General features: G+C 70.6%; 22 protein-coding genes and 1 pseudogene. 9 read left to right on the top strand and 14 right to left on the bottom strand.

Going from position 1 to position 20,174, the window contains the following annotated elements:
- The first annotated feature begins 69 nt into the window (after positions 1-69).
- Complete coding sequence (locus tag ACH413_RS47940; RefSeq protein ID WP_360045703.1) at positions 70-468, top strand: GntR family transcriptional regulator; 399 nt, start codon at positions 70-72, stop codon at positions 466-468.
- Positions 465-1,331 (top strand): ABC transporter ATP-binding protein, encoded by an 867-nt coding sequence (locus ACH413_RS47935; RefSeq protein ID WP_360045522.1) that lies wholly within the window; start codon positions 465-467, stop codon positions 1,329-1,331. The genes ACH413_RS47940 and ACH413_RS47935 overlap by 4 nt, the downstream gene beginning before the upstream one ends.
- 40 nt (positions 1,332-1,371) lie before the next feature.
- Here ACH413_RS47935 and ACH413_RS47930 read toward each other — a convergent pair whose 3' ends face one another.
- From ACH413_RS47930 to ACH413_RS47895, 8 genes are all read right to left on the bottom strand, one after another.
- Entirely contained in the window at positions 1,372-2,190 is an 819-nt protein-coding gene (locus tag ACH413_RS47930; RefSeq protein ID WP_360045520.1) for a dienelactone hydrolase family protein, read from the bottom strand.
- Between the two features lie 174 nt (positions 2,191-2,364).
- The gene (locus ACH413_RS47925) at positions 2,365-2,976 is read right to left on the bottom strand and encodes a nitroreductase family protein (protein ID WP_360045518.1); all 612 of its coding nucleotides are present in this window, start codon (positions 2,974-2,976) and stop codon (positions 2,365-2,367) included.
- Between the two features lie 30 nt (positions 2,977-3,006).
- A complete protein-coding gene (locus ACH413_RS47920; RefSeq protein ID WP_360045516.1) occupies positions 3,007-4,173 on the bottom strand; it encodes a cytochrome P450 in 1,167 nt (388 codons plus the stop codon).
- 35 nt (positions 4,174-4,208) lie between these two features.
- Entirely contained in the window at positions 4,209-5,081 is an 873-nt protein-coding gene (locus ACH413_RS47915) for a hypothetical protein (protein ID WP_360045514.1), read from the bottom strand.
- Entirely contained in the window at positions 5,081-7,744 is a 2,664-nt protein-coding gene (locus tag ACH413_RS47910) for a PEP/pyruvate-binding domain-containing protein (RefSeq protein WP_360045512.1), read from the bottom strand. Before ACH413_RS47910 ends, ACH413_RS47915 begins: the two co-directional genes overlap by 1 nt.
- Before the next feature lie 34 nt (positions 7,745-7,778).
- Positions 7,779-8,429, bottom strand: a complete 651-nt coding sequence (locus tag ACH413_RS47905) for an isoprenylcysteine carboxylmethyltransferase family protein (RefSeq protein WP_360045510.1) — start codon at positions 8,427-8,429, stop codon at positions 7,779-7,781.
- On the bottom strand, positions 8,426-9,229 hold the full coding sequence (locus ACH413_RS47900; protein ID WP_360045508.1) for an AfsA-related hotdog domain-containing protein: 804 nt from the start codon (positions 9,227-9,229) through the stop codon (positions 8,426-8,428). Before ACH413_RS47900 ends, ACH413_RS47905 begins: the two co-directional genes overlap by 4 nt.
- Positions 9,230-9,383: 154 nt before the next feature.
- Positions 9,384-9,590, bottom strand: coding sequence for a 4-oxalocrotonate tautomerase family protein (locus tag ACH413_RS47895; protein ID WP_360045506.1), 207 nt, complete (start codon positions 9,588-9,590; stop codon positions 9,384-9,386).
- Between the two features lie 119 nt (positions 9,591-9,709).
- Between ACH413_RS47895 and ACH413_RS47890 the strand changes: the two genes are divergently transcribed.
- From ACH413_RS47890 to ACH413_RS47880, 3 genes and pseudogenes are all read left to right on the top strand, one after another.
- On the top strand, positions 9,710-10,528 hold the full coding sequence (locus tag ACH413_RS47890; protein ID WP_360045504.1) for a helix-turn-helix transcriptional regulator: 819 nt from the start codon (positions 9,710-9,712) through the stop codon (positions 10,526-10,528).
- 6 nt (positions 10,529-10,534) lie between these two features.
- Positions 10,535-10,681 (top strand): annotated as a pseudogene (locus ACH413_RS47885) (hypothetical protein); the annotation flags it as partial.
- A gap of 122 nt (positions 10,682-10,803) precedes the next feature.
- Positions 10,804-11,394 carry a dihydrofolate reductase family protein gene (locus ACH413_RS47880; RefSeq protein ID WP_360045502.1) on the top strand — a complete coding sequence of 197 codons (591 nt, stop codon included), beginning with the start codon at positions 10,804-10,806 and terminating at the stop codon, positions 11,392-11,394.
- Here the strand turns inward: ACH413_RS47880 and ACH413_RS47875 are convergent.
- From ACH413_RS47875 to ACH413_RS47865, 3 genes are all read right to left on the bottom strand, one after another.
- The gene (locus tag ACH413_RS47875) at positions 11,384-11,956 is read right to left on the bottom strand and encodes a hypothetical protein (RefSeq protein ID WP_360045500.1); all 573 of its coding nucleotides are present in this window, start codon (positions 11,954-11,956) and stop codon (positions 11,384-11,386) included. The genes ACH413_RS47880 and ACH413_RS47875 overlap by 11 nt on opposite strands.
- A gap of 319 nt (positions 11,957-12,275) precedes the next feature.
- Entirely contained in the window at positions 12,276-13,511 is a 1,236-nt protein-coding gene (locus ACH413_RS47870) for a DUF1501 domain-containing protein (protein ID WP_360045498.1), read from the bottom strand.
- A gap of 4 nt (positions 13,512-13,515) precedes the next feature.
- Entirely contained in the window at positions 13,516-14,793 is a 1,278-nt protein-coding gene (locus ACH413_RS47865) for a DUF1800 domain-containing protein (protein WP_360045496.1), read from the bottom strand.
- A 164-nt stretch (positions 14,794-14,957) separates the two neighbouring features.
- Between ACH413_RS47865 and ACH413_RS47860 the strand changes: the two genes are divergently transcribed.
- On the top strand, positions 14,958-15,311 hold the full coding sequence (locus ACH413_RS47860) for a hypothetical protein (protein WP_360045494.1): 354 nt from the start codon (positions 14,958-14,960) through the stop codon (positions 15,309-15,311).
- Here the strand turns inward: ACH413_RS47860 and ACH413_RS47855 are convergent.
- Positions 15,296-16,192, bottom strand: coding sequence for a helix-turn-helix transcriptional regulator (locus tag ACH413_RS47855; protein WP_360045492.1), 897 nt, complete (start codon positions 16,190-16,192; stop codon positions 15,296-15,298). The genes ACH413_RS47860 and ACH413_RS47855 overlap by 16 nt on opposite strands.
- Positions 16,193-16,293: 101 nt before the next feature.
- On the opposite strand from ACH413_RS47855, the gene ACH413_RS47850 reads away from it, so the two are divergent.
- Positions 16,294-17,193: an MBL fold metallo-hydrolase gene (locus ACH413_RS47850; RefSeq protein ID WP_360045490.1), complete on the top strand. Its 900-nt coding sequence runs from the start codon at positions 16,294-16,296 to the stop codon at positions 17,191-17,193.
- Between the two features lie 5 nt (positions 17,194-17,198).
- Positions 17,199-18,653, top strand: a complete 1,455-nt coding sequence (locus ACH413_RS47845) for a carboxylesterase family protein (RefSeq protein WP_360045488.1) — start codon at positions 17,199-17,201, stop codon at positions 18,651-18,653.
- Position 18,654: 1 nt separating this feature from the next.
- Here ACH413_RS47845 and ACH413_RS47840 read toward each other — a convergent pair whose 3' ends face one another.
- Positions 18,655-19,371: a DinB family protein gene (locus ACH413_RS47840; protein WP_360045486.1), complete on the bottom strand. Its 717-nt coding sequence runs from the start codon at positions 19,369-19,371 to the stop codon at positions 18,655-18,657.
- 58 nt (positions 19,372-19,429) lie between these two features.
- Here ACH413_RS47840 and ACH413_RS47835 point away from each other — a divergent pair, with 58 nt between their 5' ends.
- Complete coding sequence (locus tag ACH413_RS47835; RefSeq protein WP_360045484.1) at positions 19,430-19,861, top strand: MarR family transcriptional regulator; 432 nt, start codon at positions 19,430-19,432, stop codon at positions 19,859-19,861.
- A 44-nt stretch (positions 19,862-19,905) separates the two neighbouring features.
- Here the strand turns inward: ACH413_RS47835 and ACH413_RS47830 are convergent.
- A partial coding sequence (locus ACH413_RS47830) for an adenosylhomocysteinase (RefSeq protein WP_396426248.1) occupies positions 19,906-20,174 on the bottom strand: 269 nt, incomplete at its 5' end.

Raw genomic sequence — 20,174 nt, 5'->3', positions numbered from 1 at the left:
TCTGGGCGCTGCGACGGCAGAGTTGAGCGGTGGAGGCCCTCAACCGCGGGAGCACCTATGCTGGCCGATGTGATCGAGTTCCGGATCGACCGGCGCTCCGGGGTCTCCACCTACATGCAGATCGTCCATCAGGTCAAACACGCCATGCGACTGGGACTGCTGACCCCCGGCGACCGGCTGCCCTCAGCACGGGAGGTGGTGGAGGCGACCGCCGTCAACCCCAACACCGTGCTCAAGGCCTACCGCGAACTGGAACGCGAAGGACTGGTCGAAGGCCGTCGCGGTCTGGGCACGTTCGTGACCAAGTCCCTGTCCTCCGAGGCGACCACCGGCGACGACGCGCCGCTGCGGCAGGAACTGACCGGCTGGATGGGCCACGCACGGGAGGACGGCCTCGGTGTCGAGGACGTCGACGCCCTGTACTTCGCGGTCCGCGACGAGCACTACCCCGCCGAGGAACGATCATGACTCCCTTGACCGCCACCGCCCTGGGCAAGCGATACCGCAAGCACTGGGCGGTCCGCGACTGCAGTTTCACCATTCCCGAGGGCAAGGTCGTCGCCCTGGTCGGCCCGAACGGAGCCGGCAAGAGCACCCTGCTGCGCATGGCAGCGGGCCTCGTCCGCCCCACCACCGGTGAGCTGAGCGCCTTCGGCACCCCGCTGCGGGGCCGCATCCACCCGGACGTCTCGTTCCTGGCCCAGAACCAGCCGCTGTACCCGGACCTCACGGTGCGCGAACTCGTGCGGCTCTGCGCGGCCATGAACGAGCGCTGGTCCGCGGAACGGGTCGGCGAGGTTCTGGGACTGCTGGGCGGCGTGGACCAGGAGGCGCGGGTGCGCACCCTGTCCGCGGGCACCCGGACGCAGGTGGCCATCGCGGTGGCGCTGGGACGGCTCCCCCGGCTGCTACTCCTGGACGAGCCGCTGTCCGATCTGGATCCGCTGGCCCGCGACGAGACGCTGCGGATCGTCATGACCGAGGTGGCCGAACGCGGCACCACGGTGGTGATGTCCTCACACCTGCTGACAGATCTGCGGGAGGTGTGCGACCACATCCTGCTGGTCGACGAGGGCAGGGTTCAGGTGGACGGCGACATCGAGGAAGTCCTCGCCCGGCACCGGATCCTGGTCGGCCCGGCCGCCGACGAGTCCGCTGTGGACGGATCGCCGGTCAGCGCGACCCGCACCGGGCGCCAGTCCACGCTGCTGCTGCGTGACGCCGGACCGGCACCGCAGGGCTGGGCCGCCGCGGAACCCGACCTGGAGTCACTGGTCATGGGCTATCTCCGCGCGTCGCGCGAGCGGCGTTCGGCGCCCGGACGCGGATAGCCGCCCCGGTACCACTTCTCGTCCCCGCTGCCGCGGTGGGTCAGTTCGTGATGTGGAAGAAGGTTCCGACGGCGTGGGCGGCGTTCATGCCGTGGCTGGTCTTGCCGAGCACGCCGGGCGCCTTGGCCGGGCCGGGGATGGTGTGGCCGCCCTGATCGATCGCGTAGAACACCACGGGCTGACGCCCGGTCTGCCGGTAGTCGGTGCGCTCGACGGTGGTCGGATCGGCCGAGCCGCGGGGCTTGGCCAGGGTGGTGGTGACGGGCGGGCTGGTGATGCCGTTGCGGTCGGCGAAGTACCGCGCGGTCTCGGGCGCGGACCGGTTGCGGCCGCCGACCTTGAACACCAGCTTCTGCCACCAGTTGAACGTTCCTCCCCCGAAGCTGACGATCGGGTCCTTCGTCCCGTGCACGAGCAGGATCGGCATCGGCACCGCGGGCGCGTTCTCGATCAGGAAGTTCTCGGTGGTGGCCATGGTGGCGGCGAACACCGCCGCGCCGGAGATCAGCTCCGGGACTTCGTGCACCAGGCGCATCACCATCTGGCCCCCGTTGGAGTACCCGACCGCGAACACCTTCCGCGGGTCGACGCCATGCGTGACCCTCAGCCGTTCGATGACCGTCTTGACGAACTCGACGTCGTCAATGTTCTCCTTGCGGGCGGCGAACGAGGCCTCCCGCCGCGCGTCGTTCCAGTTGCCCCGGTACCCGTCCAGGTAGGCCAGCACCGCGGCTCCGTCCGCGGTCAGGTCGTCGAACGCGTTGCCGGTGAACGCCCGGTGCTTGTCCGCGGTCTGCTTCGAGCCGTGGAAGACGAGCACGAGCGTGCGTCCAGGCGCACCGTCCGGGGATCCGACCACGGTGAGGGTCCGCGACCTCCCTGACGCCGTGACGGTCTCCCGTGTCGCTGACGGGGTGTTGTTCATGCCGATCACTCACTCCGCGCCGCGCCCTCCGACCTGAAACGGAAGACTAATCCACTTCAACGTAGCAATCGGATGGGCTATCCGCTTCTCGGTGCTCCGTGACGCCGGTCACGTGGAGGCGGGTTCCCGCGTGGTCCAGCCGTTGAGGTGCAGAACGTCGCCGAGAGGGCGTCGGCGGGCGGGGACGAAGGTGGCGCCCAGCGTGTGGGCGGTGGGGATGAGCGCTGCCTGACGAGTGCCGTCCGGGATGCCCAGCAGCGCGGCCACCTCTTCCTCGGCGGCGAGGTGGGCCGTGGTCCAGCAGGTGCCGAGGCCGTGTCCGCGGGCCGCCAGCATGTAGCTCCACACGGCGGGCAGCAGGCCTGCCCACAGACTCGCCTGGTTGCCCGGTGGAAGGTGGCCGCCGGGGACCTCGACGCACGGGATGATCTGCACCGGTACCCGTTCCATGACGGTGGCGAGGTGCTGGGCGTTCTCGTAGGTCCGGCCGGCGGCGCCCTGGGTGCGCTCCTCGAAGCACCGCCGGTAGATCCGGCCGACCTCGGCGCGGAGATCGGGTTCGGTGACGACGACGAACCGCCAGGCCTGACGGTCGCCGCCGGTCGGTGCCTGCAGGGCGGTTTCCAGGCACCGCAGGACGATCTCGAGGTCCACCGGCCGTTCGAGGTCCAGGCGCCGCCGGACCGCGCGGGTGGTGGTGAGGGCGTCTTCGAGCTGCATGATCGGGTTCCCTGAGGTCGGCGGAGGGGACTACCAGGTCACCGGCAGGGACTCGACGCCGTAGATGGCCTGGTCGTGCTTGAACCGGAGGCTCTCGACGTCGGCCGCGAGCCGCAGGCCCGGCAGCCCGCGGGCGACAGCGCGGAAGACCACGCGCAGTTGCACCTCCGCGATCCGGCGGCCGATGCAGTGGTGGGGGCCGTACCCGAACGCCAGGTGCTGGTGCGCGTCGCGGTCGAGGTCGACCACGTCCGCGTCGGCGTAGACCGACGGGTCCCGGTTCGCCGCCTCGCCCGGAAGCACCACACCTTCACCGGCGCGAATGGTCTGCCCGCCGATCGGGATGTCCTCGACCGCGACCCGGCGCAGGCCGCTGTGGACCACCGAGAGGTACCGCAGCAGCTCGTCGACCCCACGGGCGACCGTCGCGTCGTCGCCGTCGCGGAACAGCTCCATGCGCGCGGGATCCTGTAGCAGCACCAGAACGCCGAGCGCGATCATGTTCGCCGTCGTCTCGTGGCCGGCGGCGAGCAGCAGCATCGCGGTGTCGACGACCTCCTCCCGCGGGAGCCCTCCGTCCGCGCCGAGCTGCTCGACGACCAGCATCGAAAGCAGGTCGTCGCCGGGATCGCGCTGCTTCACCGACGTCAGCACCTCGAAGTACGCACGCAGCCGCTGGAACGCCGTGCCCACCTCCTCGGCCGTCGCGCCGACCGACACGATCGTCGCGACGTTCTGGTGGAACAGCTCGTGGTCGTCGTAGGGGACGCCGAGGATGTCGCAGATCACCTCGGTCGGCAGCGGCAGGGCCAGCTCGGTGACCAGGTCTGCGGGGCGCGGGCCTGCCGCCAGCCGGTCGAGGAGGTTCTGGGTGAGCGCCTCGATGCCGGCCCGCATCGACGCGGCGCGCCTGTTGGTGAAGTAGCCGCCCAGGATGTGCCGCCGCGCGATGTGGTCCCGCCCATCCATGAACCCGAACGCCTTGAAGGACTGGCGGAACGCGGCGTCGGCTTCGGACAGGAACGGGAAACCGGGGCGCTGGGGATCGGCACTCAACCGGCGGTCGGCGAGCAGGCTCCGCTGCAGCTCGTAGCCGGAGACCAGCCACGCCTGTTCACCGGACGGCATGCGGACCTTGGCGGCGGGAAGGCGGTCGAGCATGTCCGGCGGCGGGTCGAACGGACAGGTTCGCGCCATGGGGTACGAGCGGACTTCCAGTCCTTTTAGGATGGTCACGGCAACGTCCTCAGGGTGCACGCGGCGAGGAACACCACGTAGGCCAGCAGTGCGGGATTTCCCGGCGCGTACCGCTTCTCGCGGTTGCGCGCCAGTTTCGCGACGCCCCACGCGGTGATCGGCAGGGGCAGTGCGAGCAGGAGGGTTTCGAGCCCTGCGTCGTCCCAGGCGAGCGCCACGACCGCTTGGAGGCCGCACGCGACGACCAGCAGGACCAGGGCGACCGACGCCCCTCCCGTCCACCCCGCCGCCGTCGAGTAGAGCTTCTCGCCGGGCCGCTCGAACTCACGCCGCATGGTCTTGCGGGCGATTTCCCAGTGCAGGTAGCCGAAGAGGAACGAGACCACCAGCAGCCCGGTGGGCAGCACCTCTCCCCCGCCGCCCACCGCCACGACGTAGAGCACCAGGATCGTCTTGAGCTGGATGGTGACGACGATGTTGCCCCACATGCTGTCCGCGAACTTCGCCGACTTCCGCTCCGCCAGGAACAGCAGGAGCGAGTAGGACATCGCGGCGGCCGCCACGATCAGGGGGCCGAGACCCGCGACGGCCGAGAAAGCCAGCGCCGCCACAGCGGAGCCCACCCCGTAGGTCCGGACTTCCGCGGTCGTCACGTCGCCGGTGACGAGTGGCCGCCCCGGGCTGAACTCGCGGTCGTAGGGCAGGTCCTTGACCTCGTCGACGACCCGGAAGAAGTACAGCAGGGTGAACGCGCCGGCCCAGCCGCACGCCACCTCGACGGGCCCAGGGCCCGAGCCGGCGCGCAGCGGGGCGAGCGTCGTCAGCACGGCGGCCACCAGCAGGGAGACGTAGAAGACGTACTTCGCCGGCGGATAGCGCTGGAGGGTGAACCGCCACCACGTCGTCATCAGTCCTCCACCAGCGTGACGGTGCCGGTGGCCCCGTCGAGCTCGATCAGCGCGCCGTCCGGGATCCGTTGCAGGGCACCGGGTACGGCGACGATCGTGGGGATGCCGAACTTCCGGCCCGTGATCGCGGTGTGCGACAGCAGGCTGCCGCGCTCGACCACGATGCCGCGGGCCCTGAGCATCAGGTACAGCCAGCCGGGGTCGGTCTCGCGGGCGACGAGGATGTCGTTCTCGTCGAGGTCGTCGGCGAAGGCGGGGTCGAGCACGATCCTGGCCCGCCCGCGCACCTTGCCGGGGCACGAGCCGAGCCCGCGCAGCGCACCGCCCGCGTCCGGTTCCTCGGCCACGGCCTCCGGCACCGACAGGGCCACGACGTCCGCCGTCGAGAACTCGCGCTGTGGCCGTCGGAGCTCTGCCCTGGCGGCGTCACCGCGGCGCACCTCGACCAGACCGGCGAGGTCGTGCGTCGACCCCGAACCGTCCAGGAAGCCGAACAGCTCGTCGAGCTCCAGCAGGAAGACGTCGTGCGCTTCGGCGAGGACACCACGGCGGTGGAGGTCGGCGCCGAGCGCGGCGATGATCCGCTTGCTGTAGCCGAACAGCTCACTGCGCTGGTACCGGCCGGCCTCGCGGAAGTAGAGGAACGTGCGCAGGCGGTCGAAGAGGCCCAACAGCACCTTCCGCTTGACGGCCGAGGGCAGCGCGCGGCGGAGCCGTTCCTCCCCCGCCAGCCGGGTCTCCGCCTCGGTCCGCTCCATCTCGGCCGCGGTGATCCCGCGCGTCGCGTACTGACCCACGAGCCGCAGCAGTTCCCAGGGCTCCTCGCGCAGGTTCGGCCGCTCCAGCTTGAGCTCTTCGAGGCCGCGGTCGCCGTACCGGGTCAGGTGCCGCTCGACGGAGGCGGTGAACTCACCGGGCAGCTCGCCCGCCGCGAGCAGCCGCCAGATCTCCCGCGGCGGCTTCAACCGGAACAGCGCCGCCAGCTCGGGATCCGCGGCCACCTGCTCCGAGAGCCGCACGGCGCTCAGGGCGATCTCCGCGCCGCGCAGCTGATCGCCACCGCAGAGCAGCTGGCTGAACAGGGTGTCCGAGTCGCCGACGCCCCACCGCTCCAGGCAGCGCTCGATGCGTTTGTGGGTGATCAGCATGAACTGGTAGTTGACCAGCGTGACGCCCCACAGGTCGCCCGCCCGGCGCCAGACCTCGCGGTAGTCGTCGGCCAGCGTCAGCGGGTGCACACCGGTCAGGCCGCGCTCCCGGCGGGACTCCATGATCCCGGCCCACTCGCGTTCGAACGCCGCGAAGTCGCGGCGCAGCGACGCGTAGTTGACCGCGGCCCTGCCCCAGCCCGTCGCGAGCTTCGCCGCCCGGCGCAGGCGCTCGCGTCGGCTGCGTTCGCCGCCCGAGTAGTGGTAGCTGGTGTCCAGCTCGGCGACCAGTCGTTCCCAGTCCCGGCGCAGGCCGTCGAACAGCGGGAAGACGTCGAGCATCCGGATGAACGAGGTGATGTTGTGGTAGATCCGGCCGTCCACGCGGGCGACCAGCCGGGTCATCGTCTCGTGCAGGCGGTGCAGCTCGCGCTCGGGCACGCCGCACCGGCGCAGGTAGTCGTGGTTCAGCAGCCAGTAGAACCTCCGCGCCACCGAGTAGGTCATCGGCGTGGTCGTCCCCGGGAAGCTCTCCGAGACGTTGGCGCTGCTGAAGACGCGGTTGCGGGCCGGGTCGAGGGTGATCGGCCGCGACTGCACCACGTGCACGGCGCCGTCCGGCGTGATCGTCGCCTCGATGTCCTGCGGGCAGCCGAACAGCGCCTCGATCCGGCGGCCCAGCTCGGCCAGGCCGGTCACCTCGGCGTCGGACAGCACGGCGGCGGCCCTGCGCTCGGCGGCCACCGGTGCCTGGCGGACACCGTGGCCGTGCTCGTCGTCGAACGTCACCATGGTCGTCTTGTCGGCGACCACGCCGCGGACCTCGCCGGTGCCGAAGCGGACGAAGTAGTGGTCGGTGGGCGTGCGCTCGGCCACCACGCCCTCACCGATGCCCCAGCCCGCGCTGATCACCGTGTCCCTGGCGTGGGTCGTCGGGTCGCAGGTGAACATCACGAGCGATCGCTCGCCGAACACCATGCGCTGCACGCCGACCGCCACCGAGACGTCCTGTGTGGACAGTCCGTGCCGGTGCCGGTACAGCAGGGCTTCGGGGTTGAAGGCGGAAGCCCAGCACTTCAGCACGGCGTCCCGGACACCGTGGACCGGCACGTACAGGAAGCTGTCGCTCATGCCGGCGAACGCGTGTTCCGCCGAGTCCTCGCCCTCCTCGGCACGGGCACCCACCATCGACGCGCGCACCGCGAGCACGGCGTCGGCGTCGAAGTTCGCCGCGATCGCCCCGGCGAGCCGCTGCTCGTCCTCCGGCCGCAGACCACCGTCGATGATCTTCGCGCGGATCCGCTCGGCAGCGGCCCGCACGGCCGGCCAGTCGGTGAAGTCCAGGCCCGCCAACGCCTCGCGCACGGTCGCGGTGGGCACGGCACGGGCGAAGAAGTCGCCGGTGAGGCAGAAGAACTCGGGAACCTCGATGCCGGCTTCGCGCATGGTCTTCAGCCGGGCGAACTTCCAGCCGACCTTCTGAGCGGCCAGTGGCTGGTCCATGGTCTCGATCACGGCAGAACTCCTCGGGATTCGGACGCGCGGGCGGTCACCAGACGAGCGGGGCGAGTCGTTTCCGGTCCAGCGCGAACTCGCGGTATCCGGGCACGGTGAACATCACGCGTTCCTCGACCAGGATCCGGTTCACGACCGCGGGCACGAACAACAGCGCGAACGCCGCCACGCTGACCGGGTTGGCGAAGTAGAGGACGAGTCCCGCGTTGGCGAGCAGCATCCCGGTGTAGGACGGGTGCCGGACCAGCCGGTACGGACCCGTGGTGACGATCCGGTGGTCGTCGACCAGGCGCACGCGGTGGGAGTAGAACCGGCCGAGCACGTGGATCGACGTCAGCCGCAGCGCGACACCGGAGACCAGGAGCAGCGGCGGGAGCACCATCCAGGGCTGCCAGGAGGACCACGGGACCGGCCCGAGCGCGGCGGCCAGCATCGTCACCAGGCGCGCGACGCCGTAGAGCTGCTCGCTCCCCCGGTCGTCCGCCGACGAGGCCGACGCCGCGGTCCGGAGCGTGGTCCGCACCTCCAGCAGGACCCACGCCAGGTAGAGAGCGAGCAGCACCGCGCCGAGCGGGTGGGTGGGCCGGCCGGTGTCGAGCACGGCCCGGACGAGGCCGACCGCCAGGCCCGCGACGCCCACCACGAACGCCACTGCCGGGAAACGGCTGTGCAGCAGGCCCTTCACCGGTTCGCCCCGATCGCCTCGGGACGCAGCTGGTGGTAGTCGGACAGCGGCATCACCCGTCCGGAGAACGAGATGGTCCCCACCACGCGGCCACCGGCCATGATCTCGGCGGGCAGGACGAACACCTGGCCGGAGAGCCTCCACGTCCCGTACCGGAGGGTGGTCGCGCCGCGACGCTCCCCGCCGGCGACGAGGTCGACCTGCAGCTTGGTCACCACGAACTGCCAGCCGACCGGAACCTCGGACACCTCGTGCAGGGTCATGATCCCGGCCTGGCGGGCCGCCTCGACGAGCGGGGAGACCGGGTGCAGCCCAGGTCGCCCGGCGCGCACGACCGGTCCGCCGACCGCCACGGTGTGCCCACCGTCGTTCCGCTGGATCGGGCCGACCAGCACCCGGTCGTCCACGAGCTTGTGCACGAGGTGCTTGTCGGCGCGTCGCGCGTCGGCCCGCAGCAGCGGCCACGACATCTCCTCGCCGGGGACCAGCGTGATCTCGCCCTCGCAGACCACGGTGTCGTTCTGGGTCACCGAGACCTCGTGGCTCAGCGGATTCGGCCCCGCGCTGCTCACCGTGACGGCGGTGGGCAGGTCCTTCTCGCAGAACCTCCGGAACCGGAACTTCGCGGAGCGGACCCGCATTCCGTCCGAAGTGGACCGCACGGCGTTGTGCAGGCAGGTGTCCAGGAGCAGCATGGCGGGAACGTGGTCCAGCGGGTGGTCGAAGAAGAACGGGTCCTCTTCGTCCACGGAGAGCGCCGCGCTGGTCTGGACGGGGTGATGCTTGATCGCCTCAGTCATCTGTCTTCCCCTCGTGAGCAGGTCGACACGACTGTCACAGCGCCGGTTCCCGTCCCGGTCCCACGCCCGATACCTCCGGAGCCCGACGCTGGTATCGCTGGTGGTGGGCACCTTTGCCGGGGTGACGGCGGCTCGGAGCGAGCCGCCGTCCCGGTCATCCCTGCTGCAGTTTCGCGAGGGTGAGGACCTCGCCGCGGATGCCCCAGCCGCCGTCGGCGACCTCGTCGACGAGGACCATGGTGTTGTCGCGGACGGCGTCGCCGAAGGTGTCGGCGTAGAGGTCGGTGACCTTCTCCACGAGGGTCTGCTTCTGCTCGGCGGACAGCGTTCCCGCGGGAACCTTCAGGTTGGCGAACGGCATGTCGTGCTCCTTTCGTTGTGAGAGAAGCATTTCGCGCTGACAGTCCGGTAACCAGTTGCCGCTGACCCAGGGGTTGGCGTCCCCTGGCTGAGGTGGCGGCCCGCGGCGATACTGAAGAGGTGGATCTCGTTGAGCTCGGCCTGTTCCTGCAGTCGCGGCGTGCGCGCATCACGCCGGCCGAGGTGGGCCTGCCGACCGGATCCCGGCGCCGCGTGCCCGGACTGCGCCGGGACGAGGTCGCCCAGCTCGCCGGAGCGTCGGTCGACTACTACATCGAGCTCGAACGCGGCCGCGGCGCACAGCCGTCGGCGCAGATGCTCACCGCACTGGCCAGGGCGGTCCGCCTCGACTCCGACGAACGCGACCACCTGTTCCTGCTGGCGGGCAGGCCCGTGCCACCGGCACACGGCGTCTCGGCGCACGTGGCGCCCGCGATGCTCGCGTTGCTCGACCGGCTCGACGGCACCCCGGCCCGCATCATCACCGACCTGCACGAAACCCTCGTGCAGAACCGGCTCGCCACCGCCCTGCTCGGCCCGGCGACCAGCGAGAGCTTCCTGTCGCAGTGGTTCACCGAGCCCGCCGTCCGCGCGATCTACCCCGAGGACGACCACCCGCACCACTCCAAGGTCCTGGTGTCCGACCTCCGCGCCGCCGTCGCCCGGCACGCTCCCGCGGGCGCGGCGGCCGCGATGGTCACGCGGCTCCGTCAGACGAGCGCCGAGTTCGCGGCGCTGTGGGACACCGGTGACGTCGCCGTCCGCCGGGGTGAGCACAAACGGATCGTCCACTCCGAACTCGGCGTCGTCGACGTCCAGTGCCAGAACCTGTTCAGCGAGGACGGACACCAACGACTGCAGTTCTTCGTCGCCACACCGGGAAGCCAGGCCGTCGACCAGCTGCGCCTGCTGGAAGTCATCGGCGTCCAGCGGTTCTAGAGGTCGATGACGACCTTGCCGTGCACGTGCCGGCCGTTCGCGGGCGGACCGGTGATCTCGTTCGAGCGGATGAACGCGGCGCCGGAGGCCGACACCGACGACATGATCTTCGGCGTGGCCAGGCCGGCGGCGATCCTCTCCGAGGCCATGACGCTGTCCCCCGGCGATGTCATCGTCACCGGCACTTGGAGGGTGTCCGGTCCCGGCCGTCGAAATCGACTCCCCGTGTTCGACGTGTGGGTGAGAGCACGATGGATCCGGAAGGGACACGAACCATGGGACTGGTCATCTGTGACATGTCGATCTCGCTCGACGGCTACGTCACCGGCCCCGGTGCGAGCCGGGAGAACCCGTTCGGCGACGGCGCCGGCGGCCTGCACGACTGGATGTTCAAGGACCCGATCGACGCGGACCGCGAGTACCTCGAGGACGCGGTCGCCCACTGCGGTGCCGTGGTGATGGGCCGCACGTCGTTCGACAAGACCGTGCACGCGTGGGGTCCCGGTGGCCCGGTTCCCGGCTGCCAGAGCTTCGTGGTGACCCACCACGCGCCCGCCGAGGACCACCCCGGCTACACCTTCGTCACCGACGGTGTGGCCAGCGCGATCGAGCAGGCCCAGAAGGCGGCGGGCGACAAGTGGGTCGGCCTGCACGGCGCCACGGTGATGCAGCAGGCCCTGCCACTCGGCCTGGTCGACGAGATCCACGTGCACGTGGTCCCGCTGCTCCTCGGCGGCGGCACGCCACTCTTCGCCGCGCTCGATTCGGCGATCGAACTGGAACGCGTCGAGACGCCCCACTCCCCTGCCGTCGACCACCTGCGCTACCGCGTCGTCAAAACGGGTTCCAGCGGGATCAGCAGGTGACGTTGACCGTGGCGGAAGCCTGGAACGACACGTGCACGTGGTCCATGTGGTTGGCCGTGGGGCTACCGCGGTCCTCCATCGGCGTGAAGCCGCTGCCGTCGTTGTAGCGCTGGCGCCAGATCACGTACGTGACGCCGAACGCCTTGCGGTTGGCCAGCACGTAGTCGGCCACGGCGTTGCCGGTGGCGGTGTCGGTGTTGACCATGAAGTCCAGCGCCAGCCCGAGGGGGTGCTCGCCGCCGCCGGCACGACCGGCGGCGCCGCCGATGTCCTTGATGCCGAACTTGCCCGCGATGTGGTTGCCCACCTGCGCCACGTGCGGCTTGACGCCCTCCAGCGTGGTCGGACAGGGCGGCGGCGGGGGCGGTGGGGGCGGCGTGGTGGTCTCGGGGGTCGTCGTGGTCACCGGAGGCGGCGTGGTGGTCACCGGAGGTTCCGAGGACGGCGTCGTCGTGACAGGCCGCACGTCCTGACTGACTGACGTCGTCGGGGCGGCGAGAAGGGCGGCCGCTCCGGTCGGATCGACCGGCTGATCGGAGCTGCGGACGACCCAGAAGGTCACGACCAAGCCCACGGAGAGGGTGGCGGCGACTGCGATGGGCAGCTTCCGGCTGGGTGTCTGCGGCGTTCTATGTCGGCCCGGCATTCGGGAAACACCTTGCGTCGGGGACAGGGCATACTCACAAGACGGGCCACATTACGAAACGAACACGAGAACATCACGGGCAAGTGTTCATGGTCACATCTCCCCTGGTGAGCACGTCGCTACAGACAGCGACAGCGGCCTGTCCGTCGAGGTCACAGGTCCGGCAACACCGGACAAATAGGCGACGGATATTCGAACGGTTCGCCTCCCGCCGGACCTGAGACCGCGAATTCGGTCAGGTGAACAGGCCGCCGACCTCGCCTGTGTGGTCCTTCAGCACCCGGCCGGGCTCCGTCCCGAGCACGCGGTCGAGCACGGTCGCGTACACGTCGCGGAAGTCCGTGGTCTGCTTGAGATCACCGTCGTCGAGGTCGGTCAGGCTCGGCTGCGCGCCGTGGAACCCGCCCCGGACGTTCGCGCCGAGCAGGAAGACCGGCCCCGCCGTGCCGTGGTCGGTGCCGTCACTAGCGTTCGCGCGCACCCGCCTGCCGAACTCGGAGTAGACCAGCACGACGGCCCTCTTCCCCACGCGGCGGACGAACGGGGTGAGCGCGCCGTCCAGTTCGGACAGCAGCCGCTGCTGGGTCGCGCGCTCGTCGGAGTGCGTGTCGAACCCGCCCAGCGACGCCGAGTAGACCCGGCAGGGCGCTCCCGCCTCGATCAGGCGGGCCACCACGTCGAGCTGTGCGCCCAGCGCGCCACCGCCGCCCGCCGAGGAGCCCTTGTCGCGCTGCTCGTCCGGGTCGTCGCTCGGGATCTGCCCGCCAGCGGGCGAGCCGGTGAGGGTCGTGGCCGTGTGGCGGACGTCCGCGATGGACCGGGCGACGCGTGCCTGCCAGTGCTCCTCGCCGTCCGACGCCTGTCCCAACGCGGCGAACGCGTCGCCGAGCGGGCCCGTCGGCAGCTTCAGGCCGTTGAGCGGGAACGACGCCGCCGCGGTGCGTTCGCCGGCGAGCAACGGCGGCAGCAGCGGTTCCACCGACAACGCGCGCAACGGGTCGTCACCCGCGGTCTCGTCGAGCCAGCGCCCCAGCCAGCCGGAAGGCACCGAGGTGCGCGGCGAGGCCGTCTGCCAGATGGCCATCGACCGGAAGTGGCTGTGGTCGGGCTGGGCGTAGCCGACCCCGCGCACGATGGCGAGCCCCTGTTCGTCCCACAGTTGTTTGAGGCCCTTCATGCCGGGGTTCAGGCCGAGCCCCTCGCCCAGGCCGAGCACCTCGTCCGGCCGGTAGGCCAGGTCGGGACGGGCGTCCTGGTAGGCGCGGTCCCCGGCGGGCACCACGGTGTTGAGACCGTCGTTGCCGCCGTAGAGCGTCACGACGACCAGCACGCCCTGGCTCGGGTCGAGCGGGTTGTCGGCGGCGGCGCCCATCAGGTCGTCCCAGTTCACCCGCGTGGCACCGAAGGCGAGGGCGCCGGCCGCGGTGACACCGGACAACGTGAGGAATCGGCGTCGGGTCACGATGTTCACGAGTTCACCTGCTCACCACGTACTCGGGGGCGCTCGCCGCCACGACGACGAGCTGCACCGGGTTGTCCACGACCTTCTCCAGCGCCGACCTGGTGCGGTCCGACCAGGAGTCGACGCCGAGCAGGCGCCGCACGCCCTCGATCCTGTCCGCGCCGCCGAGAGCGGTCTTGAGGCCGGCGCGTTCGGCCACGAGCTTCGCCAGGTCGAGCCGGGACGGCCACGCGGCCGTCGTCAGCCACGCACCACCCGCCGGCCAGCCTCCGACGCTCGGCGGCCGGAACGGGACCTGCCCGAGTCCGCGCAACGAGCGCAGCAGCGCGTCCGCCTGCTTCCTGTTCAGGTCACGCGGCTTTACGTTCAGCGCTCTCATCAGGCCCACGGCCCAGTCGACGGGTTGTTTCACCAGCACGTTCGCGGAGTCGCGGAACGCCGCCTCGGAGGCGAGGGCACGCAGGAACGTCCGGGTGTCGCGCCGGAACGCCGGAACCAGCCGTTCGACCACCTCGGCGGCGGGCGGCTGCGCGGACACGAGCCGGAACCACAGCCTGCCCACGACGAACTCGGGACTTTCCGGCCTGTCCAGCACGAGCGTCATCAAGGACTGCGCCGTGAACCGGTCGGTCTGGCCGAACACCCTCTTCGCGCCGTCGTCGTGGCGCTTGGCCACCAGTTCCGCCTTGCCGGACTCCGCGCGGACCGTCCACCCGGTCAGCGAGCGCGCGGCCTCCCGGACGTCGATCTCGTCGTAGTGGCCGATCCCCAGGGTGAACAGCTCCATCAGTTCCCTGGCGAGGTTCTCGTTGGCCGCCCCGGCGCGGTTGTCGTTGCCGTCGAGCCACACCAGCATCGCCGGGTCGACCACCAGCGCCTGCGCGAGGTCCGCGAACGGCCCGAGGCCGAGCCGGCGGAACGTCTCGTTCTGCGCCAGCATCAGCGACGGCGACCGCACCTTCTGCTCGCTCGTCGCGAAGTGCCCGTGCCAGAACCACGTCATGCGCTCGGCGGCCGGGCTGTCCGCGGTGACCATGCGATCGAGCCACCACACCGTCAGCGCGTGCTCGTCCTCGGCCCGTTGGCGGGCGGCATCCTTCTTGGCCTGGCTGTCGCCTTTGCCGGGGCGGGGCGGGCTGGCCGGTCGCGGCGCGGGAACGCCGGCGGAACCGTCGGACAGCAGGGCGTCGAGCGCGACGTCGTACGGGCGGTCGAGATCGCCGGGTCGCGGCCCCACACCTAGCCGGTCGTGCAGCCTCCTCACCGCGGCGCGTTCGTCCAGTTGCACCATGGCGGACAGTGTTCGGGCCGTGCTGCCCCGTGGCCAGGCCTGGCGGCGATCTTCAGAGTCGCTTCAGCGGCCGACCGCCGTGACCTGCGAACCAACCTTTCCGCAATGCCTTCTTCCTAGCGTGGGTTTCGCTGTGTCGCTGCGAGAAAGGGATCACGGAACTGATGAACGCCCTTAGGAAAGCCCTGGCCTGCGCCACGATGACCCTGTCCCTGGCGGGTGTGTGCGCGGCGCCCTCCGAAGCCGCGCCCGAGATGAAGGTGGGGGCCGGGCACTGGTCCAACAGCTGTGACTACGGGCATGCCTGCATCGAACCCACAGTGCACGAACCGGCGGTGTACTGGGTCTTCGACGGCTGCGGATTCCACACCATCTACATTCTTCCTGCTTACGGCAAAGCCCACGGCAACGCGTTCCGGGTCACCTATCAGAACAACCGCTGGGACGACGTCGAAGCGTGGACCTCCCGGTCACTCGACCGGTACACCGAGACCAAGTACGTCTACGTGTACTGCTGAGGCCGGCGCGGTTCGGCGGGCGCCTCCGGTCGTCCCATCGCCACGGCCTGCCCGAGCAACGTGAGCGCGGCCTCCGCGGCCGAACCGGGCTGCGTCGTCACGACGGTCAGCGTCTGGTCAGGGGCGCTCGGGATGCGGAGCGTCTGCTGCTTCACCAGGATCTCGCCCGCGACGGGGTGGTGCATCTGGTGCGCGGTGCTGTCGCAGGTGCGCACCCGGTGGTCGGCCCACATCGTCGCGAACTCGGGGCTGCGGGTCGCCAGTTCACCGACGAGGGCGGTCAGTTCCCGGTCCTCCGGGTACTTGCCGGCAGTCAGGCGGAGGTTGCCGACGACCGCACGGGCCTTGAGCGCCCAGTTCCCGTAGAGGGCACGGGTGTGCGCGTCGAGGAAGACCAGCCTGGTCATGTTGGGACGGTCCGCGGGGCGGTGCGGGCTGGACTGGTCGAGGTGGCCCGCGAAGAGGGCGTGGCCCAGGGGGTTCCACGCCAGCACGTCGCCGCGCCTGCCCAGAAGGACAGCGGGTTGGGTCAGCGTGGCGACGAGTTCGGCGGTGTCGGGCGAGACTCGTTCGGGCGGTGGCTTCGGCGCGGTCCGGTGGCGTCGTGGCTGGGCCAGTTCACGCAGGTGGGCGTGTTCGTCGGGGTTCAGCTGCAACGCCCGGGCGAGTGCGGCCACGACCTCCGGCGACGCGTGCTGGGCCTGTCCCTGTTCCAGCCGGACGTAGTAGGAGGCGCTGACACCGGCCAGGCCGGCGACCTCCTCGCGGCGCAGACCGGGGACCCGTCGCCGTTCGCCGTAGGTCGACAGGCCGACCTGGTCCGGTCGCAGGCGCGCCCGGCAGGCCTGGAGGTACTCGGCGAGCTGTCCCTGTCCGCTCATCCAGCCAGTATGCGCAAGCCGGCCGCACCGAACCTGACCATGCCAGTGGTAGGCAAGGTCGGGTCTGGTTGCCCTGAGCCGGGGTTCGCAGGATCGACGGCATGGACACGATCGAACTGGGTGACGTCTCCGTCACCCGTGTGTGGGAGTACTACGGCTCGGTGGAGATGACGCCCGAGGTCTTCTTCCCCGAGAGCTCGAAGCAGGTCTGGGAGGACGTGGCGCCGGAGTTCCTCGACCCCGCCACCGGCACCGTGCGTGCCGCCATCCAGACGTGGCTGGTGCGCAGCGAGGGCAGGACGATCCTGGTCGACACCGGGGTCGGCAACCACAAGGAGCGCCCATACGCCCCGGTGTGGAGCCACCTCTCCACGGACTTCCTCGGCAACCTCGCCCGCGCCGGCGTCCGCCCCGAGGACGTGGACGTCGTGATCAACACCCATCTGCACATCGACCACGTCGGCTGGAACACCCGCCTCGAGGACCGCGCCTGGGTGCCGACCTTCCCCAACGCCACCTATCTGATGCCGAAGGACGACTTCGACTTCTGGAACCCCGCCAACAACAGGACTCCCGCACTCGGCCGCGGCAACCAGAACGTCTTCGAGGACAGCGTCGCCCCCGTGCACCAGGCCGGTCTGACGCAACTGTGGGAGCGCGGCCACCAGATCGACGCCAACCTGCGCCTGGAACCGGCGCCAGGCCACACTCCGGGCTCCAGCGTCCTGACCCTCGCCTCCGGCACCGACCGGGCGGTGTTCGTCGGCGACCTGATGCACGCCCCGGTTCAGGTCCTCGAACCGGACGCCAACAGCTGCTTCTGCGAGGACCCGGCCGAGGCCCGCGCCACCCGCCGCAGGATTCTGGGCGAGGCCGCGGACACCGGCACGCTGGTGTTCCCCGCGCACTTCCCCGGCGGCGGCGCCGTGGAGGTCGCGCGCGACGGGGACACGTTCGCCATCAAGGACTGGGCGCCCTTCTCCTCCTACGAGCAGAGGTGAGCGCGATGGAGGTCGTCACCAGCCGAGGTGCCGTGCGCGGGCTGAGCAGGGACGGGATCACCGCTTTCTTCGGCATCCCGTACGCCGCCGCACCTTCTGGTGCGGGCCGGTTCGCGGCACCGGAGGAGCACGAGCCGTGGCGGGACGTGCGCGACGCCACCGAGTTCGGGCCGACCGCCCCGCAGGCGCCGCGGCTGCTCGGCAGCATGGACCTGCGCGCCTACTTCGGCGACGGCTGGCACCGCGGCGAGGACTACCTCACCGTCAACGTCTGGACGCCGGATCCCACCGCCACCGGCCTGCCCGTCATGGTGTTCGTGCACGGCGGCGGTTTCGTGGCGGGCTCCGGACGAGCCGAGTCCTACGACGGCTCGGCGTTCGCCCGTGACGGCGTCGTGCTCGTCACCGTGAACTACCGCCTCGGTGTCGCCGGTTTCCTCGACCTTCCCGGCGCTCCGGCCAACCGCGGCCTGCTCGACGTGGTCGCGGCCCTGCGCTGGGTGCGGGAGAACATCGCCGGGTTCGGCGGCGACCCCGGCACCGTCACGGTGTTCGGCCAGTCCGCCGGGGCGACCATCGTCGGCGGCCTGCTGGCCACACCCGAGACCGCCGGGCTGTTCCGGCGCGCGATCGTCCAAAGTGGAAGCGGCCTGGGCGCCTTCTCCCCCGAGCAGGCGTCCCTCGTGACCCGTGCCGCCGCCGAGTACCTCGGCATCGAGGCGAGCGCTCAAGCATTCGCGGAGATCTCCGACGAGCGTCTCGTGGAGACGGCGTCCAAGCTCGCGGGCATCGACCTGCGCACCGCGACGCACACCGATCCGCTGGTCGGGCTGAGCCCGTTCAGCCTGGTCCTCGGCGCGCAACCGGCGGACGCCACACTCGCCGAAGTCGATCTGCTCATCGGCACGAACGCCGAGGAGGGCAATCTCTACCTGGTCCCGTTCGGCAAGTACGACAGCTCGACCAGCGCGGACGTGGACGCCATCGCGGCCAAGGCGCACCCCGACCCTGTGCGACTGGTCAAGACCTACCGCTCACAGCGGCCTGGGGCCACCGACGGCGAGATCCGGTCCGCAATCCTGGGCGACGCCCTGTTCGGCGCGGGCACCTGGGCGCTCGCCGAGGCGCACGCCCGTGCTTTCGCCTACGAGTTCGCGTGGCGATCACCCGCCCTCGACGGCGCGCTCGGCGCCACGCACACGGTCGAGCTCCCGTTCGTGTTCGGGCGGACCGACCTGCCCTCACTGCGCGGGCCGAACAGGCTCCTCGGCGACGACGAAGCGCCGTCGTCCCTCGTCACGCGGGTCCACGACAGCTGGGTCCGCTTCGCCCGCACCGGAGATCCCGGCTGGCCGCGCTACGACCTGGACCGGCGCACCACCATGCGGTTCGACGTGGACAGCGGCACGGTCGACGATCCGCGCGGCGCGGAACGCCAGGCGTGGGAGCGACCCGTCTAGCTCACGCGTTCTGCGCCTCGATCAGGTCGAGGTCGCGGACGCAGAAGCCGTGGTGCTCAAAGGTCTCGTTGAGCACCGTGCGGAGGCACTGCCGCACGATGCGACCCCTGGCGTACGGCGGCCAGACGTCGTCGTCGGGCACCGGCGCCGGCGCTGCGAGCTGCGCGTCGGTGACGTCGTCGAGCCAGGCCTCGAGCTCGGCGGCCTGTGCGGTGCGCACGCTCACGATCTCGTCGAAGGTCGGGTTGACCGAGAGGTCGAGGCCGTGCGCTTCGCGGTAGGGCTCGACGGCCGGCCCGATGCCCATCGGCGTGAACAGCTCCGTCGAGCCCAGGCAGCAACGGCGGAACCACGAGTCGTGGACGAAGACGAGGTGGCGCATCGTCTGCGCCGCCGACCACTCGTCGTTCACGCTGCGGTGCTCGATGCCGGGGGTGCGGCGGATTCGGTCTGTCGTGGCGGACCAGGCGGCGCGGAGCTGACGTGCTGCCTCGCGCAGGTCGGCCGGGTCCTCGGAGCGGAGCAGCACCCGCACCGGATGACGCCGGTCGAGCTCCGCCTCGACGTACTCGGTGACCTCGACGCCGTTCACCACGAGGTTGGTGACGAACCCGTCGATCACGGCGTCCTGCATCACGACGCCGATCAGGCGTGCCCCGGTCAGGTCGCACTCGCGGAACTCCGCGCCGTGCAGGTCTTCGTCCACGTACCGCGTCATGCTGCGCATAGTAGCCATGACAAGTTCGAGGCTCGAAGCAAGTAGCTAGAATGCATTCATGGACGAACAAGGGGCGGTCGCGGCCATCCGCGCCATCCACGAGGTGTTCATGCTCACCGAGGCGGCGATCACCGGCCCCCTCGCGGAACTGGGTCTGACCACCGCGACCGCGCAGGCGCTGTGGGCGGTGGAGCCGGACGAGGAGCCGCCGTCGATGAAGACCGTGGCGAGCCGCCTGCACTGCAACGCGCCCAACCTGTCGTTCGTCGCGGACCAGCTCGCCGCCCGCGGACTGGTCGAACGGGTTCCCGACCCGCGGGACCGGCGGTCCCGCGCGCTCGTCCTCACCGAGAAGGGGCGGCAGGTGCGGGCAGAGGTCATGCGGACGACGGTGGCGTCCAGTCCCCTGTCCGCGCTGGACGACGGCGACGTGGCCACCCTGCTGTCCGTGCTGGGCAAGATCGTTCCTGCTTCTGGTCGAGACAGCTGATCGGGTGGACGGCAACGGGTCCGTTGCCGTCCAGCCCGTCTCGATCAGTAGCGGTAGTGCTCCGGCTTGAACGGCCCGGCGACGTCCAGCTCCAGGTAGGCGGCCTGGTCCTTGGTGAGCTCGGTGAGCTCGCCGCCCAGTGCTTCCAGGTGGATGCGGGCGACCTTCTCGTCGAGCACCTTGGGCAACCGGAAGACGTCGTTGCCGTACTCCGCGTGCTTGGTGAACAGCTCGATCTGCGCGATCACCTGGTTGGAGAAGGAGTTCGACATGACGAACGACGGGTGGCCCGTCGCGTTGCCCAGGTTCATCA

Origin of the sequence: Lentzea sp. NPDC020367, from assembly GCF_044387305.1 — a bacterium.
Classification (GTDB): Bacteria; Actinomycetota; Actinomycetes; order Mycobacteriales; family Pseudonocardiaceae; genus Lentzea.
The sequence above is the reverse complement of the archived record's forward strand: the minus strand, read 5'-3'. Positions and strand labels throughout refer to the sequence as shown.

Excerpts from the sequence above, each read along its gene's own strand:
- ACH413_RS47935 (WP_360045522.1), top strand. The coding sequence starts at position 465 with ATGACTCCCTTGACCGCCACCGCCCTGGGCAAGCGATACCGCAAGCAC.
- ACH413_RS47925 (WP_360045518.1), bottom strand. The coding sequence starts at position 2,976 with ATGCAGCTCGAAGACGCCCTCACCACCACCCGCGCGGTCCGGCGGCGC.
- ACH413_RS47920 (WP_360045516.1), bottom strand. The coding sequence starts at position 4,173 with ATGGCGCGAACCTGTCCGTTCGACCCGCCGCCGGACATGCTCGACCGC.
- ACH413_RS47915 (WP_360045514.1), bottom strand. The coding sequence starts at position 5,081 with ATGACGACGTGGTGGCGGTTCACCCTCCAGCGCTATCCGCCGGCGAAG.
- ACH413_RS47900 (WP_360045508.1), bottom strand. The coding sequence starts at position 9,229 with ATGACTGAGGCGATCAAGCATCACCCCGTCCAGACCAGCGCGGCGCTC.
- ACH413_RS47895 (WP_360045506.1), bottom strand. The coding sequence starts at position 9,590 with ATGCCGTTCGCCAACCTGAAGGTTCCCGCGGGAACGCTGTCCGCCGAG.
- ACH413_RS47880 (WP_360045502.1), top strand. The coding sequence starts at position 10,804 with ATGGGACTGGTCATCTGTGACATGTCGATCTCGCTCGACGGCTACGTC.
- ACH413_RS47865 (WP_360045496.1), bottom strand. The coding sequence starts at position 14,793 with ATGGTGCAACTGGACGAACGCGCCGCGGTGAGGAGGCTGCACGACCGG.
- ACH413_RS47860 (WP_360045494.1), top strand. The coding sequence starts at position 14,958 with ATGAACGCCCTTAGGAAAGCCCTGGCCTGCGCCACGATGACCCTGTCC.
- ACH413_RS47855 (WP_360045492.1), bottom strand. The coding sequence starts at position 16,192 with ATGAGCGGACAGGGACAGCTCGCCGAGTACCTCCAGGCCTGCCGGGCG.
- ACH413_RS47850 (WP_360045490.1), top strand. The coding sequence starts at position 16,294 with ATGGACACGATCGAACTGGGTGACGTCTCCGTCACCCGTGTGTGGGAG.
- ACH413_RS47845 (WP_360045488.1), top strand. The coding sequence starts at position 17,199 with ATGGAGGTCGTCACCAGCCGAGGTGCCGTGCGCGGGCTGAGCAGGGAC.
- ACH413_RS47840 (WP_360045486.1), bottom strand. The coding sequence starts at position 19,371 with ATGACGCGGTACGTGGACGAAGACCTGCACGGCGCGGAGTTCCGCGAG.
- ACH413_RS47835 (WP_360045484.1), top strand. The coding sequence starts at position 19,430 with ATGGACGAACAAGGGGCGGTCGCGGCCATCCGCGCCATCCACGAGGTG.